The 14,004-nt window shown below is 69.6% G+C and carries 16 protein-coding genes; 3 read left to right on the top strand and 13 right to left on the bottom strand.

Annotated elements, in window-relative coordinates:
- Positions 1-7 precede the first annotated feature (7 nt).
- The 12 genes from MYMAC_RS18530 to MYMAC_RS18475 all read right to left on the bottom strand — a co-directional run bounded on the left by MYMAC_RS18530 (position 8) and on the right by MYMAC_RS18475 (position 9,769).
- Positions 8-553 (bottom strand): hypothetical protein, encoded by a 546-nt coding sequence (locus MYMAC_RS18530; protein ID WP_204816784.1) that lies wholly within the window; start codon positions 551-553, stop codon positions 8-10.
- The gene (locus MYMAC_RS18525; RefSeq protein WP_095959032.1) at positions 553-849 is read right to left on the bottom strand and encodes a PqqD family protein; all 297 of its coding nucleotides are present in this window, start codon (positions 847-849) and stop codon (positions 553-555) included. The genes MYMAC_RS18530 and MYMAC_RS18525 overlap by 1 nt, the downstream gene beginning before the upstream one ends.
- Positions 846-1,253 carry a S24 family peptidase gene (locus MYMAC_RS18520; protein ID WP_275662951.1) on the bottom strand — a complete coding sequence of 136 codons (408 nt, stop codon included), beginning with the start codon at positions 1,251-1,253 and terminating at the stop codon, positions 846-848. The genes MYMAC_RS18525 and MYMAC_RS18520 overlap by 4 nt, the downstream gene beginning before the upstream one ends.
- A gap of 145 nt (positions 1,254-1,398) precedes the next feature.
- Entirely contained in the window at positions 1,399-2,646 is a 1,248-nt protein-coding gene (gene hisS, locus MYMAC_RS18515; protein ID WP_239989631.1) for a histidine--tRNA ligase, read from the bottom strand.
- Between the two features lie 26 nt (positions 2,647-2,672).
- On the bottom strand, positions 2,673-3,515 hold the full coding sequence (asd, locus tag MYMAC_RS18510; RefSeq protein ID WP_095959030.1) for an archaetidylserine decarboxylase: 843 nt from the start codon (positions 3,513-3,515) through the stop codon (positions 2,673-2,675).
- A gap of 18 nt (positions 3,516-3,533) precedes the next feature.
- Positions 3,534-4,217: a hypothetical protein gene (locus MYMAC_RS18505; RefSeq protein WP_204816782.1), complete on the bottom strand. Its 684-nt coding sequence runs from the start codon at positions 4,215-4,217 to the stop codon at positions 3,534-3,536.
- A gap of 97 nt (positions 4,218-4,314) precedes the next feature.
- On the bottom strand, positions 4,315-5,046 hold the full coding sequence (locus tag MYMAC_RS18500) for a metallophosphoesterase family protein (RefSeq protein WP_013940351.1): 732 nt from the start codon (positions 5,044-5,046) through the stop codon (positions 4,315-4,317).
- A gap of 27 nt (positions 5,047-5,073) precedes the next feature.
- Positions 5,074-5,448 carry a TIGR02266 family protein gene (locus MYMAC_RS18495; RefSeq protein ID WP_043711285.1) on the bottom strand — a complete coding sequence of 125 codons (375 nt, stop codon included), beginning with the start codon at positions 5,446-5,448 and terminating at the stop codon, positions 5,074-5,076.
- A 67-nt stretch (positions 5,449-5,515) separates the two neighbouring features.
- A complete protein-coding gene (locus tag MYMAC_RS18490; protein ID WP_013940349.1) occupies positions 5,516-6,442 on the bottom strand; it encodes a PfkB family carbohydrate kinase in 927 nt (308 codons plus the stop codon).
- Between the two features lie 111 nt (positions 6,443-6,553).
- A complete protein-coding gene (locus MYMAC_RS18485; RefSeq protein WP_095959028.1) occupies positions 6,554-8,083 on the bottom strand; it encodes an MlaD family protein in 1,530 nt (509 codons plus the stop codon).
- A 106-nt stretch (positions 8,084-8,189) separates the two neighbouring features.
- Complete coding sequence (locus MYMAC_RS18480) at positions 8,190-8,927, bottom strand: ABC transporter ATP-binding protein (protein WP_095961619.1); 738 nt, start codon at positions 8,925-8,927, stop codon at positions 8,190-8,192.
- A gap of 26 nt (positions 8,928-8,953) precedes the next feature.
- Complete coding sequence (locus MYMAC_RS18475; RefSeq protein ID WP_013940346.1) at positions 8,954-9,769, bottom strand: MlaE family ABC transporter permease; 816 nt, start codon at positions 9,767-9,769, stop codon at positions 8,954-8,956.
- Positions 9,770-9,933: 164 nt separating this feature from the next.
- Between MYMAC_RS18475 and MYMAC_RS18470 the strand changes: the two genes are divergently transcribed.
- The 3 genes from MYMAC_RS18470 (at position 9,934) to MYMAC_RS18460 (ending at position 12,580) form a co-directional block, all read left to right on the top strand.
- Positions 9,934-10,515, top strand: coding sequence for a hypothetical protein (locus MYMAC_RS18470; protein WP_095959027.1), 582 nt, complete (start codon positions 9,934-9,936; stop codon positions 10,513-10,515).
- 36 nt (positions 10,516-10,551) lie between these two features.
- Positions 10,552-11,967, top strand: coding sequence for a hypothetical protein (locus MYMAC_RS18465; protein ID WP_095959026.1), 1,416 nt, complete (start codon positions 10,552-10,554; stop codon positions 11,965-11,967).
- Positions 11,968-12,112: 145 nt separating this feature from the next.
- The gene (locus MYMAC_RS18460; RefSeq protein WP_095959025.1) at positions 12,113-12,580 is read left to right on the top strand and encodes an SMI1/KNR4 family protein; all 468 of its coding nucleotides are present in this window, start codon (positions 12,113-12,115) and stop codon (positions 12,578-12,580) included.
- Positions 12,581-12,712: 132 nt separating this feature from the next.
- Here MYMAC_RS18460 and MYMAC_RS18455 read toward each other — a convergent pair whose 3' ends face one another.
- Positions 12,713-13,870, bottom strand: coding sequence for a serine/threonine protein kinase (locus MYMAC_RS18455; protein ID WP_095959024.1), 1,158 nt, complete (start codon positions 13,868-13,870; stop codon positions 12,713-12,715).
- Positions 13,871-14,004 lie beyond the last annotated feature (134 nt).

Genomic DNA, 14,004 nt, shown 5'->3' with positions numbered 1-14,004 from the left:
AGAGCCCTCATGGATCCAGGGTGAAGGACGCCGCCGTCAGCGGCGCCCCATCAAGAAAGAACCGGGCCTGCCACGTCCCGCTCATGCCGGACGTCGCCACGGCGGTACCGGCCACGGGCAGCGAGAAGCGCACCGTGCGCGTCTCGTCCACGCGGGCCTCCACTTCCGCGGAGCGGCGCTCATACGGCAGGCCGGAAGGCGGAACGAACTCCACCGACACCCGGTGCCGGCCGCGCACGCCGCTCACCGTCACGTCGACGTCCACCTGCTCCACCGACAGAAGCCCCCGGTCGCCGGCACCCAGGCCGACGACGGACGCCGAGCCCCGAGGCCCCACCGCCGGCGGAGGCACCTCCGGCTCCGGTCCGGGTTCGTCCACCGGCGCGGGAGGCGGCGTGGCCCCCGAGCCCTCGCGCGGAGGCAGCACGTCCGTGGGCGGCAGCGGCTCCTCGCCCTGCGCCGGGGGCCCATTCCCAGGGGCATACGGCGCCACGCCCTCCGTACACGAGGCCAGCAACACCGCCGCCGCCAGCAACGCCATGCGGGTCCGCATCACCGTGCCTCCTCGAGCTCGTCGATGAGCCCAAGCCGCGCCAGGTCCGTGAGGAACTTGAGCGTGTCCGTCAGCACCTGCTCCACGTCCCAGCCGCGGCGCTGAGCCACCTGCTCCACCAGGGCCCGCGCGGTGCGCGTCCCGTCACACAACTTCCAGATTTCAATCGCCGTCCCGTTGAGCCCGCGCAGGGTGCGGCCCTCGGCGTCCAGGATGATGTAGTCCGCCCCGAAGGGCTGCCCGGAGACGCCCTCGCGCCAGCGCGGCGCATGGTCCGCGGCGAAAGGCGGGCTCATCGTCCACCTCGCCGGCCCAGCAGCGCGGCCAGGCGCCACTTCACGGCCACCCGCAGCCGCCCCAGCCACCGGGGGCCCACGTCCCAGCCCGACTCCAGGACCACACCCCCGCGGCGGATCCGGCGCACGCGTCCCAGCACGCGCGACGCGGGCAGCGGCGGATCCTCGTGGGCCGCGTTGTCCCCGCGCAGCGCCACCGCGCCGGGCTCCCACCGCCGCAGCCGGTGCAGCACCAGGGCGTGATCGAAGCGGGCCAGCAGGACGTCACCGGGCCGTGGCATTCCCTCCAGCGGCTCCACCCCCGCGTGGTCGCCCGAGCGCAAGGAAGGCCACATGCTGTCCCCCTGGACGGGGATCCAGCGCAGGTCCGGAGGCACAGCCTGGACGGAAGTATTGGGCGGCATCGCAGGCCAGTCTACCCGACCCGACCTGCGCCCGCGAGTTCCCGCCGCCCCATTACCCCAGCGTTTATCAGGGGTTACACGCCTGCCTCAGTTTCTCAGATTTGGCAAGAACAGCACGGAATACTGTTCTCAACCCCACATCGCCCTAGGAGGCAGCGGCCTTCCGGGCCCGCACGGTCTGCGCGACCTCGTCCAATGACACGGGGATGGGCTCCCCTCCGGCCATGGGCTTCAGCTTCGCCTGGCCGCTGGTGCGCTCGGCCTCGCCCAGCACCAGGGTGAAGTCCGCGCTGCTCTTGTCCGCGCGCTTCATCTGGCTCTTGAGGCTGCCGCCGCGGGTGTCGAACTCCACGCGGAGGCCCTCGCGGCGCAGCCGGCTGGCCAGCCCCAGGCCGGCGTCATGCGAGCCCGGATCCGCCACCGCGACGAAGACGTCCGGACGGACGGCGAACTGCTGCCCGCTCTCCTTGAGCAGCAGCACCAGCCGGTCCAGCCCACAGGCGAAGCCCACCGCGGGCGTGTCCGGCCCGCCCAGGCTCTTCACCAGCTTGTCGTAGCGGCCACCGCCGCCCACGGTGCTGCCGGTGCCCAGGACGGGGTGCGCGGCGATGAACTCGAAGACGGTGCGCGTGTAGTAGTCCAGCCCGCGCACCATGCGCGGATTCACCACGTGCCGGATGCCCAGCGCCGTCAGCTTCCGCTGCACGTCGTCGAAGTGCGCGCGGCAGGGCTCGCACAGGGTCTCCAGGACGTTGGGGCCCGCCGCGGCGATGCCCTGGCACTTCTCGTTCTTGCAGTCCAGGACGCGCAGGGGGTTGTTCTCCATGCGCTTCTGGCAGTCCCCGCACAGCTCCTCGCGGTGGGCCTGGAGGTAGGCCACCAGCTTCGCGTGGTACTCGGGCCGGCAGGCCTCGTCTCCCAGCGAGTTGACGTTCAGGGTGATGTCCTTGAGCCCCAGCCGCTCCAGGAACTGCACCACCATGTCCATCATCTCGACGTCCTGGGCGGCCTCCTTCGCGCCGTAGGCCTCCGCGCCGATTTGATAGAACTGGCGGTAGCGGCCCGTCTGCATCCGCTCGTAGCGGAACATGGGCCCCATGTAGAACCAGCGGGTGAGCGGCTCCTGGGTGGCGATGGAGTGCTCGATGTACGCGCGCGCGGCGGGCGCGGTGCCCTCCGGGCGCAGGGACAGGCTGCGGTCCGCCTTGTCGTTGAAGGTGTACATCTCCTTCCCGACGATGTCCGTCTCCTCGCCCACGCTGCGCACGAACAGCGCGGTGTTCTCCACCATGGGCGTGCGGACCTCGCCGTAGCCGAAGCGGCCGAACAGCTCGCGCGTCACGCCCTCCACGTGCTGCCAGATCTCGATCTCCCCCGGGAGGAGATCATTCATGCCCTTGACGCCCGCGACCTTCTGGCTCACGCGATGACTCCGATTCGCTTGCCCAGCCGCACCACGGCCTCTTCCTGGAGGCTGTCATCCCAGATGACCCGCTTGGGCTCGAACAGCAGGATGACGGTGGAGCCCATCTCGAAGCGGCCCAGCTCGCCGCCCTTCTCCACCGTTTTGGCCGCGTCGTAGCGGTGCACCTTGCCGGGCTGCCCGGTGTGCGTCGTCACCTCGTCATAGGCCGCCTTGATGCGCGACACGCAGGTGGCGCCCACCTTCACCACGGCGCACTTGCCCGCCACGGTGTCCAGGTATGTCACCAGCCGCTCGTTGACGCAGAACAGGGCCTGCTTGTTCTTCACCGACGCGGGGTTCACCGGCCAGAACTCACCGGGGATGTACGCGTAGCCCGTAATCGTCCCGCCCAGCGGCGCGTGGATGCGGTGGTAGTCACGCGGCGACAGGTAGATGGTCGTCCAGGCGCCACCGTGGAAGGGCCTGGCCGCCTCGGCGTCCCTCAGCAGCTCGTCCACCGTGTACTCGATGCCCTTGGCCTGCAGGCAGCGGCCCTGGTCGGAGTAGCCCACCTGGGACACGCGGCCGTCCACCGGGGACACCACCACCTTCTCGCCCGCGTCCACCGGACGCAGGCCGGGCTTGAGGCCACGGGTGAAGAACTGGGCGAAGGTCGGGTAGTGGTCGAAGGAGTGCTCGGCCTCCTCCATGTCCACGTCGTAGGCCTTGGCGAAGGCGCGCATCGCGGCCTGGTGCACCGGCGCGGGCACGGGCAGGCGCGTGGCCATCCCCACCACGGTGGAGAGCGCGGACTTGGGCAACACCTGCATCAACTTCATGAAAGTCTGGTCGTTCATAGCGGCGATTCGGTTCTTCTAACGACCGGCGTCGGTCGCGGGCGCCGGACCGCCGTCGGGAGTGACGGGGACGGTCTGCACGGCGCTCTTGGGTAACAACGTGAGGACCTTGCCCTCTTCGATGAGGAGGAAGGTGTCCTGATGCTGGGGGTACTCCAGGCGGCAGGCGGTGCGGTCGGCGAGCTGCCAGGTCTCCCGCATGCCCCGCCCCTGCACGTCGATGGGGGTGCCCCGCTGGAAGCACCCTCGGAAGCCCGCCACCAGCTCGGAAGCGGCCGTCCCGGCCCGCGGGCCAGCGCCCTCCCCCGCGTCCGGTGCCCCGGCGTCCGGAGCCTCCTCGGCCACGGGCGGAGGCGGCGGCGCCTCCGTGCTGGGCGCCGTCGCGAAGCCCGGCGGCAGCTCCCGCGCGCTGGCCACGGCCGCCTCCCGCTCGTTCGCGGCGGCCGCCATCCGCTGGCGTCCGTCCTTGATGCGCTGGAGCAGCTCGCGCGCGCCCTCCGCGTCCAGGCTGTCCGCCGGGACGCGCTGGAGCTGCGCCTCGATTTCACCCACCCGCGGGTCCAGGAAGGCGTCATCCAGCTTCTGCGCGTACAGCTCGCGGAAGCGGCGAGCGGCCTCCTCGTACTCGGCGGAGGGCGCGGGCGGCTCCCGGCGGCAGGCGGTGGGCGCCAGCGTCAGCAGCACGGCGGAGAGGACGCCCACAAGGGGCCTGAGGGACGCTCGAAGGACCGGGGTGCGCACGCCACGGGTTTATGTCATTTCCCCGCGCCTGTCCGCCTTTTGTGCCCCGGAAGCCGCCTCAAACGCCCAGGAACAGGCGCTTGCCGAAGTTGAGCGCCAGGTCCGCGTCGAAGATCTTCTGCGCCGACGTCTCGATGTCGTACTCGACGCGGATGTACTCCACCGTGCGCGCGTCCGTGTCGCAGATGACGAAGCAGGCCCGGTTGTCGTAGTCGCGCGGCTGGCCCACGCTGCCCACGGAGATGATGTACTTGTAGCCCCGGCGGATGCCGAACTTCTGCGCCACCACGTCGTTCACCTCGCCATTGCCAATGGCGAAGGCGCGGCACAGGTGGCTGTGGCCGATGAAGGTCACCTCCGGCAGCTCCGCCACGTAGGGCGTCAGCTCCCGGGCCTGCTCCAGCGCGAAGATGTACTCGTACGCCTTCGGGTCGATGGGCGACCCATGGCAGAAGCCCACGTCGCCAATCCGGTACGTGTACGGGAGGCTCCGCAGCCAGGCCATGTTCTCGTCGGTGAGGACGTTGGCGGACCAGTCCAGCGCGTGCCGGGCGGCGTCGTAGTAGTACGAATAGTCCATCCGCCCCGCCACCGCGGCGTCGTGGTTGCCCAGGAGCGTCACCTCCGCCACCGAGCGGACCAGCTCACAGCAGGGGTTGGGTGACGCGCCGTAACCGACGATGTCCCCCAGCGAGACGAACCGGTCCACCTTCTGGTGCTCGGCGGCCCGGAGCACCTCGGTGAGCGCCTCGATGTTGGAGTGGATGTCGGAGATGACGGCGATGCGCATGCGGGGCCTCGGTCCGGTGGCGTGGGCTCAACCCGCCCAGCCGGCCTTCACCTGGTTCTGCTGCTGCTGCGAAATCATCTGGCGAAGCCGTCCCAGGGTATCGCTGTCCAGGGACTCGAAACGCAACCCCATCCCCGCCGGAAGCGCTCGATCCTCCGCTTCCCGCAACCACACCACCGTGGCCCGGGCCTGGATGTCCGGGTGGCCCGCAGGGGTCAGCTTCACCACCGCGCAGGCGCCCCGGGCCAGGGGCGTGCTCGTCCGGAGGAAGAGGCCTCCCTCGCTCAAGTTCGCGATCCGCGCATAGAGCGTGACGTTGTCACCCTCGCACCAGCATCGAAGCTGCGTGGGAATCCGTGTGGACTTTCGGTTTTCGCTCAACCCGGAACCTTCTTGCGTCACCCGAATCCACAGCCTACGGACGGCCTGATTCCACCGTCAAGTTCATGAGGGCATGAGGTCCCGGGGCTCAGCGCTCCAGGGGGCCCAGGTCGTCGAAGTGGGTCAGGTTGCGGAACTCGGCGAAGCGGGCGTGGATCTCCGGCCGCGTCACCTCGCGCAGGCGCTCCAGGCTGAACTTCTCCACCGTGAAGGAGGCCATGACGCTGCCCATCACCATGGCGCGGCGCAGCAACGCCTGGTCCAACACGCCGTTGGAGGTGGCCAGGGCGCCCATGAAGCCGCCGGCGAAGGTGTCGCCCGCGCCGGTGGGGTCGAAGACCTCGGCCAGGGGGAAGGCGGGGCACGCGAAGATGTGCTCGGCCTCGAAGAGGAGCGCGCCGTACTCACCGCGCTTGATGACCACGCGCTGCGGGCCCATGCCCATGATGGCGCGCGCGGCCTTCACCACGTTGTGCTCACCGGCGAGCTGGCGGGCCTCCGAGTCGTTGACGAAGAGGAGGTTGACGCGGGAGAGCGTCTTGAGCAACGCCGCCCGGCTGCCCTGGATCCAGAAGTTCATGGTGTCGGCGGCCACCAGCCTGGGCGCCTTCACCTGGTCCAACACCTGCGCCTGCAGCTCCGGGTGGATGTTGCCCAGGAAGACGTAGGGCGTGTCGCGGTACGACTCCGGCAGCTTCGGGGAGAAGGCCTGGAAGACGTTGAGCTGGGTGTCCAGCGTCTGCGCCTCGTTCAGCTCGTAGCCGTAGCGGCCCTTCCAGCGGAAGGTGCGGCCCGTCTCCCGGGTGAGGCCCTCCAGGTCGATTCCCCGGCCCCGCAGGAAGTTGAGGTGCCCTTCGGGGAAGTCCTCGCCCACCACGGCGACGACGCGCGCGGGGCTGAAGAAGGAGGCCGACGTGGAGAAATAGGTGGCCGAGCCCCCGAGGATGTCCTCCTTCTGGCCGAAGGGGGTTTCCACCGAGTCCAGGGCAACGGAGCCGACGACGAGCAGGGACATGCGAGCTTCCTGGGGGGAGATGCCGTGAAGACAGGCACGGCGCTCCCCGGGGCCCCGTGCCCATGCCGGGTACGTCGTTTCCTGTTTTCCGTCAAGCGCCGAGCGGCGTGTTCAGGGCGCTGGAATGCCTGTCAAGGTGAGGATGGCCTTCAGGTCGTCATCCGTGAAGAAGAGCCCGCCGCCCACGAAGAAGTCGCGGCCCGCGACCAGGCGGCGCGTCGCCAGGTCCCGCTGCTGGGCGTTGAGCATGTCGTCCATGCCCGCGATCAAATAGAGGTGGTCAATGGGCTGGGCCCGCAGGCTGGCGCGCAGGCGCGGATAACGCAGCTCATCGTCCGCGAAGTTGAACGCGTCCACCTGGAAGCGGAGCGCGTCGTTGAAGAAGTGCAGGTCGGCGCCCACGCCACCGGTGGACTCGATGAGGCCCACGCGCAGCGTGGTGAAGTACCAGCGCTTGGCGAACTGCGCGCTGACCTTGAGGCTCTCCCGCGTCACCTTGCGCGTCTGCACCACCGGGTCGCCCTCGGAGGGCGGGTTGGTCTGCAGCACCTCGGTCGTCACGGTGCCGCGCGGGTCGTCCACCAGCTCCAGCAGGTAAAACTTGTCCGGCTTGGGGATGAGCCGCACGGAGAAGGTGTTCTTCGAGTTGCCCTGCGCGGCCAGGTACGTGCTCTGGATGCCGATCTCCGCCTGGAGGTCCGTCAGGCGCGAGGCGAAGCGGGACACGTCCTGCACCGTCTCACGCAGCTCGCGGCCCACGGACTCGTCGGCCAGCAGCACGCCCGCGGCGCCCTCCCCTTCCTTCACCTTGCGGGTGATCTCCTCGATGTTGCCCAGGGCGCCGTCCAGCTTCTTGAGCGTGTCCTTGAGGCTGGCGACGGTCTCCTTCACGTCGCCCTCACCCGTCCCCACGATGTTCTTCACGCTGCCGAGCACCTGGCGCACGTCGCGGGTGATGAACTCGATGTTGTCGATGATGCGGGTGATCTCCGCCTGGTTCCCCTGGGTGATGCCCCGCACGTCCTGGGAGATGGCCTCCACGTTGCCGACGATGGTGTCCAGGCGGTCCGCGTTGCGCCGCACCGTGGCGTCCACGGAGTCCGACAGCCGGACCAGGTTCTCCACGATGCGCTGGAGCGAGCCCGCGCCGCGCTCGCCGCCGAGGACCTCGCGCAGCGCGCCCGTCACCTCCTGGATGTCGGCGGTGATCTGCGACAGCGACTCGAAGACGGCCTCCATGCCCTGCGTGTCGATGACGCGCCGGATCTGCCCGCCCGTCTCCAGGCTGGGGGCGCCCTCCGTGCCGGGGTTGAGGTCCAGCAGGTAGTCGCCCAGCAGCGACTCGGAGCGCTTGGTGACGACGGCGTCCTCGCGCAGGTCCACGTCGTCGCGAATCTTGAGCCACACCTTCGCCCGGGTGCCCTCGAGCGAGATGCCGTCAATCTCACCCACCGGGATGCCGGCGATCTGCACGCGGCCACGCACGGCCAGGCCGGACGCGTCCCGGAAATAGGCCCACACCCTCGTGGATTCGCTGTCGCTCAAACCGCCTTTGCGAGCGAACAGGACGAAGGTGACGAAAAAAGCCCCCGCCGCGATGACCAGCAGGCCCACACGGAAGGGCGTGACGAGCTTCTTCACCTGATGTGACTCCGAGCGCGACCGGCCGCCGCGACTCTAACGTTTTGCATCCGGAGTGCCACATTTTCCTGTGGCCCTCCCCTCCCCCCACCGTCCTGACGCCGGATCAATTCTTCCCGAACCAGGTCTCCAGGAACACCTTCACCGCGGGGTGGTCCGCCTCCCGGAGCTGCTCCGGCGAGCCGCTGGCCACGATGACGCCCTTGGAGAGGAAGGCGATCTGGTCCGCCACGTTGAAGGCGGAGGAGATGTCGTGGCTGATGACCACGCTGGTGACGCCCAGCTCCTTCTGCGCGGCGAGGATCATCTCGTCCACGGAGTCCGTGGTGATGGGGTCCAGGCCGGTGGTGGGCTCATCATAGAGCACCACCTTCGGGTCCATGACGATGGCCCGCGCCAGCCCCACCCGCTTGCGCATGCCGCCGGACAGGTCCGCGGGGAAGCGGTCCTCCACGTCCTTCTTCAGCCCCATCAGGTCCAGGCGCGCGCGGACCTTCTGGCGGATGACGTCCTCCGGGTCCTTCGTGTGCTCGCGCAGCGGGAAGGCCACGTTCTCGAACACGGTCATGGAGTCGAACAGCGCGGCGGCCTGGAACACCATGCCGAACTTGTTGCGCACCCGCTGGAGCGCCTCCACGCCCATGGGGACGATGTCCTCCCCGTCGATGATGACCTGGCCGCTGTCCGGCTTGAGCAGGCCAATCATGTGCTTCATCAGCACCGTCTTGCCGGAGCCGGAGCCGCCCAGGATGACGCAGGTGCTGCCGGCCGGCACGGTGAGGTTGATGCCGGTGAGCACCTTGTGGTCGCCGAAGGTCTTGTGCAGGTCCACGACCTGGATCATCGGCGTGCTGGAGGCCGGGGGCGCCATCAGAAGAAGAGGACGCCCAGGATGAAGTCGAGGATGAAGATGGACAGGGCGCTGGCCACCATGGCCTCCGTGGTGGCCTGCCCCACGCCCTTGGCGCCGCCCGAGGCGTTGAAGCCCTTGAAGCAGCAGATGAGCGACACCGCCAGGCCGAACACGGCGCCCTTGAGCAGGCCCTGGAAGATGTCCTCGGGGGCCAACCACTGCTGGGTGCGGGAGAGGAAGGTGCCGGGGGAGATGCCCAGGCCGCCCACGGCCACCACGTAGGCGCCGCCCATGCCCGTGGTGTTGAAGAGCATGGTGAGCGCCGGCACCATGAAGAGGCCGGCCAGCACCCGGGGGACCAGCAGGTACTGGACCGGGTTGACGGCCATGGTCTCCAGGGCGTCCACCTGCTCGGTGACGCGCATGGTGCCCAGCTCGGTGCACATGGCGGAGCCGGCGCGCATGGTCACCATCAGCGCGGAGAACACCGCCGCCAGCTCGCGGGTGAGCGTCAGCGCCACCGTGGGGCCCACCAGGCTCTCCGCGTCGAAGAGCTGGAAGGCGGTGGACGTCTGGAGTGCGAACACCATGCCGGTGAAGGTGCCGGTGAGCGACACGATGAAGATGGACCCCACGCCCACGAAGTCGAGCTGGCCGAAGAGGTTCGCCAGCCGGTAGGGGCGCCGCACGCTCCAGCGGAAGACGGCCAGCCCCATGGTGATGATGCCGCCCAGGGTGCTGACGACGTCGATGAGGCCCTGGCCGAAGCCCGTGATGGCCTGGGTGATGAGCCCGGGCTCGCGTGCCGGCTTGCTGGGGGTCTGCGTGGTCATTCGTTCGGGGCTACTCTTATGGCGGCCCGGAGGTCGGCACAAGGCCCGGGGAGGCAGGCGACGAAGACACTTCCTCCCTTGGAAGCGATGCCGTTATGTTCCGCGCCCCTTTCCTCCCATGCCCGGCGGCGTCCCCTGCCGGGCCGAGATAAAGACGAACGAACATGGCAACTCATAAGGTCGGCGGCGAGGTGGATGCGCTCTGTACCCGCTGCAAGCTCACCCTGGCGCACACCATCCTGGCGATGGTGGGAACGAAGATTGCCCGGGTGCGCTGCAACACCTGCGGTGGAGACCACGCCTACCGCGGGGCTCCGGGCGCGACGGATCGCCCCTCTTCCAGCAGCAGCACCACCCGCGCCACGCGCACGTCCAGCGGCTCGAGCGCGGCGTCCAAGGCGGAGAAGATCATCATCTCCTTCGAGGAGCAGCTCGCGGGCAAGGACGTGGCCAACGCGCCCCGCTACAGCCCGAAGGACACGTACCGGATGGATCAGGTCATCCAGCATCCCACCTTTGGAACGGGCTACGTGTCGGCCGTTCGCGGCGACAAGGTGGACATCACCTTCCGCGGCGACACCAAGACGCTGGTGCACGGCCGCGGCGGCGCGCCGGCCGAGAAGCCGGCCTTCAGCCCGCCGGTCCGCCAGGCCACCGGGCCCGCGGACAAGCCCCAGCCCGTCGGAGACACCACCGAGCCGGCGGCTGAAGAGGCCGTGGAGCCGCCTCCCGCGTCGGAGGATTGACGCACACCCGGATGAATCCAGAGGAGGGGCCGGACGATGAGACTGCGCGCGCTGCCCCTCCTCTTGATGGTCCTCGCCACGCCCGTGGCGGGGACGGCCGCGCCTGTTCCGAATGATTCCGGGGTGTCCTGGTCGCCCGAGCGCATCGTGCTCGGCGCCGACACGCTGGTGGAGCTGAAGCTCCAGGTCCCCGCCGGCACGGGCCCCCTTCACGCCGCGGCCTCCACCGGCGCCTTCGTGGCGGACCGCGTGGAGGGGGGCACCGTCCGTCTCTTCCAGTGGCGGCCCCCTTCGGTGCGCTATCCGCTGGTGGCCGTGCTGCTCTTCTGGGCCGCTGCGCCGCGTCCCGATTCGCCGCCCCAGGTGACGGTGGTCCGGTTGCCCCTGGTGGGCCTCACGGAGCTGGATGTCGCCACGGCGGCGGGCGCGAACGTCGAGGTGGAGGTCGCGGACCGGCGCTTCGGCCCCGTGAAGGCCGATGGCCGGGGACGGGCCCGTGTCCCGGTGGAGGTGCCTCCCGGCGTCCGGAAGGCGCGCGTGCTGGCCACGCGAGGCACGCTCCGCACCGATGCGACGGCGCCGCTGGATCCGCCGCCGGGCTCGCCGCTGGCCGCGGTGCTCACCCCAAGCCCCCTGCCCCCCTCGGCGGGAGGATGGCTGCTGATGGCGGGCGAGGCGCCCCTGCGCGGCGGCGACCTGGACGTGGAGGTCGAAGGCGCGGTCGTCGTGGCCCAGGACGCGCGGACGACTTCGCACCTCGCGCCGCCCCACGCGAGCAGCGCCGCGCCCCACGACGTGGTGCGGATGCGCGTCATCCCCGTGGCGGGGGCTGAGCGAGTCCGAGTGAGCGTCCGCCGCCGGGACAATAACCCCGCGTCACGCGCCGACGCCGAAGTCACGATGCTGTCGACGCCCGTCGCCGTGCACCCTCCCGGAATGGACGCTTCGTGGCGGAGCTCCTTCTTCCTGCTCGCGGGCGGCGTCCTCGCGGGCGGCTCCAACACCGGCCCCTCGGGCGGCGTGGGCGTCTCCGTCCTCACGCCGCTGTGGCGCCAACGGCTCGCGGCGGAGTTGGAGGTCGGCGCCCGAAGCTCCACGCTCAGCGATGCGGTGGGCGCGTTGGGCGCGGTCCGGTCGCAGGTCCTCGCCCTGCCGCTGCTCGTCTCCGTCCGCGCGGAGCTGTTCCGCCGTGCCGCCTTTTCGCTGCACGGGCGGGCAGGCGCCGGGCCCGTCCCCATCCACCACCACCTCCTACCCAGCGACTTCCAGGGAGAGGTGAAAGAGAGCAAGGTCTCCGGCATGGGCTTCGTGGCCCTCCAAGCGTCCCACCGCTTCGGCCGCTGGAGCGCCCTGGCGGAAGCGCGAGGCGCCTGGGCCCCCGTGCATACGCCCTGGCTGGACACACAGCTTGGCGGACTGGCCATGTACCTGGGCATGCGGTTCGAGCCATGAGCCGTGCTTCCCGCGCCGAGCCTTACCCAGACCCAACGAGCTGCGCTCACGGCTCGACTTCAAGGTCTTCGAGCTGGCCATTCCTATTGGCCCTCGCAGTAGCGCATACAGTCGTAACAGGAGCCCTTCCAGGGAGAGTGACCCGATGCAGATGCCCGCGTTGCTCGAAGAGGTGTCCCGCGCCCACCACGCGCGGCCCCCTGCGACGCCAGCTCAAATCGACGCGTTCGAGCAACGTGCTGGGTGGCGCCTGGACGCAGACCTCCGCGCCTTCTACCTGCACTGCGATGGCGCTGACCTCTTTGGAACCGATGCCCCCGCCTTCTCCTTCTTCCCGCTCGCGGAGATACGCCGCGCCCGAGTGACCATGAGGAAGAAGGACACGGACAAGGCGGGGCCCGCGTCTTGGTACGCCCTCTGCGACGTGCGAGACAGCAACTACATCCTGCTCGACGTGAGCCACCAGTTGGACGGCCGCTACCCGATTCGTGACGGCTACAACGAAGCGTTCCCGGACCCGGCGTACTGCCGTCAGATCGCGCGCTCATTCTCGGAGTTTCTGGCGGGCGCGCTGCGCTCCGATGGGCGCTGGTTCTGGCTGCCGGAGCAATAAGGGGGGCGGACACCCACGAGCACGCCTCTGGCGCCGCCGGCCTCCTCCCAAGCCGTTCCGCGGGCGCGTGCGCCATCCGTGCGACATGGCGCCAGCCCCCCGGGCCGTGGGGGCCAAGACCCGGACAGCGTGCTAGTTCGTGCTGAGTTCGTCATGTGAAGCCGTCAATCGCCGGGGGGCGCGAATGTCCAGCTCCGCGAGCATCTCGCCCGCCTGCTGCATCAGCGCCTTCAGCTCGGCTTCCGCTTCGGCCGGCCCGAAGAACTCGCCGTCGCCCAACCACGCGCGCAGGTCCATCGCCAGCTCCCGGGCCGTCTGGTAGCGGTCAGCGGGCCGGGGTTGAAGGAGCTTGCGCAGCGGCAAGGCCAGCCCCTGCGGGAGCGAATCCGTCATCGCCTCCAACTCCGCCTGTGTGTAGGTCGCCGCGCGCCAGATCGCGTCTTCGACCACGGCCGGACTCCCCGCCAGCCGGGCCCGCTTGATGGCCTGCCGGACGCGCCGGCGCTGCCGGACCGACACGGAGTCCTTGACGTCCTCGGTCAGGGTATCGGGGGCGTCGAGGAGGTTCTTCCCCGTCGCCAGTTCGAGCAGGACGTTGCCCAGCGCGAAGAGGTCCGAGCGCGCATCCACGCGGCCCGTCAGGAGCATCTCCGGGGACGAGTAGAACGCATCCCCCTGAGAGCGGTGCACGGTGGACGCCACGCGACCAGGCAGGTCCGAAAGGGCGAGCCCGAAGTCGGCGATCTGCGTGGCGCCATTCCAGTCCACGAAGATGTGCCCCGCGTCGAGCGACCGATGAACGATGTTCAGGGGCCTCCCCTTCTCGTCCGCGGCTTCGTGAGCGTGCGCGAGCGCCGTTGCCACCTGCGCCCCCACGTACAGCACGAAGAGGGGCGATAGACGCCGCCGGCATTCACCCGCGACCGTTACCAGGTCGTTCACGCTGTTCCCCAACGGCCGGTCGGTGATGGCGTACCAGCCGCCCTCGCCCTTGTGTATCCCGTGGACGCGAACGATTCCGGGGTGATCCAGATACGCCGCGAGCCGCACTTGCTCTTCGAGCTTCAACCGGGCGCGCTCGATACGTGCCCACGATTGCCCATCGCGGGGGACCCCGACCGCCTTCAGCAGCACCTGCTTTTCGACGTGGCCTTCCAGGGTGCGGCGCCTCGCCAGAAGGAGGCTCAGCCCGTGGTGGGCCTCGCCCAGGTTGTCGCGGAACTCGTACTGGAAGCCATCCTGGACGAAGAGAATCGCCCCTCTTGGAACCCCGAACTCGATTGCCGACACGATCGTCCCTCCTCACATTCGCGCGGGCCCCGAAGCCAACGCGTCGTGCCGGAACCTTACCTGGGAGATAGTCGGCAAGGGAACTACCCCAAGAGGTCCTGTCCGGTCCGCCGAGGGACGGCCGGAAGCGCCCC

Source organism: Corallococcus macrosporus DSM 14697, assembly GCF_002305895.1.
In the GTDB taxonomy this organism is placed as follows: Bacteria; Myxococcota; Myxococcia; order Myxococcales; family Myxococcaceae; genus Myxococcus; species Myxococcus macrosporus.
This window is presented reverse-complemented; position numbering and strand designations above follow the sequence as displayed.

What these genes read in the sequence shown, in the direction of transcription:
- MYMAC_RS18530 (WP_204816784.1), bottom strand. Translation starts at nt 553, where the DNA reads ATGCGGACCCGCATGGCGTTGCTGGCGGCGGCGGTGTTGCTGGCCTCG.
- MYMAC_RS18475 (WP_013940346.1), bottom strand. Translation starts at nt 9,769, where the DNA reads ATGACCACGCAGACCCCCAGCAAGCCGGCACGCGAGCCCGGGCTCATC.
- MYMAC_RS18460 (WP_095959025.1), top strand. Translation starts at nt 12,113, where the DNA reads ATGCAGATGCCCGCGTTGCTCGAAGAGGTGTCCCGCGCCCACCACGCG.
- MYMAC_RS18470 (WP_095959027.1), top strand. Translation starts at nt 9,934, where the DNA reads ATGGCAACTCATAAGGTCGGCGGCGAGGTGGATGCGCTCTGTACCCGC.
- MYMAC_RS18490 (WP_013940349.1), bottom strand. Translation starts at nt 6,442, where the DNA reads ATGTCCCTGCTCGTCGTCGGCTCCGTTGCCCTGGACTCGGTGGAAACC.
- MYMAC_RS18525 (WP_095959032.1), bottom strand. Translation starts at nt 849, where the DNA reads ATGAGCCCGCCTTTCGCCGCGGACCATGCGCCGCGCTGGCGCGAGGGC.
- MYMAC_RS18500 (WP_013940351.1), bottom strand. Translation starts at nt 5,046, where the DNA reads ATGCGCATCGCCGTCATCTCCGACATCCACTCCAACATCGAGGCGCTC.
- MYMAC_RS18520 (WP_275662951.1), bottom strand. Translation starts at nt 1,253, where the DNA reads ATGCCGCCCAATACTTCCGTCCAGGCTGTGCCTCCGGACCTGCGCTGG.
- asd (WP_095959030.1), bottom strand. Translation starts at nt 3,515, where the DNA reads ATGAACGACCAGACTTTCATGAAGTTGATGCAGGTGTTGCCCAAGTCC.
- MYMAC_RS18480 (WP_095961619.1), bottom strand. Translation starts at nt 8,927, where the DNA reads ATGATCCAGGTCGTGGACCTGCACAAGACCTTCGGCGACCACAAGGTG.
- MYMAC_RS18465 (WP_095959026.1), top strand. Translation starts at nt 10,552, where the DNA reads ATGAGACTGCGCGCGCTGCCCCTCCTCTTGATGGTCCTCGCCACGCCC.
- hisS (WP_239989631.1), bottom strand. Translation starts at nt 2,646, where the DNA reads ATGAATGATCTCCTCCCGGGGGAGATCGAGATCTGGCAGCACGTGGAG.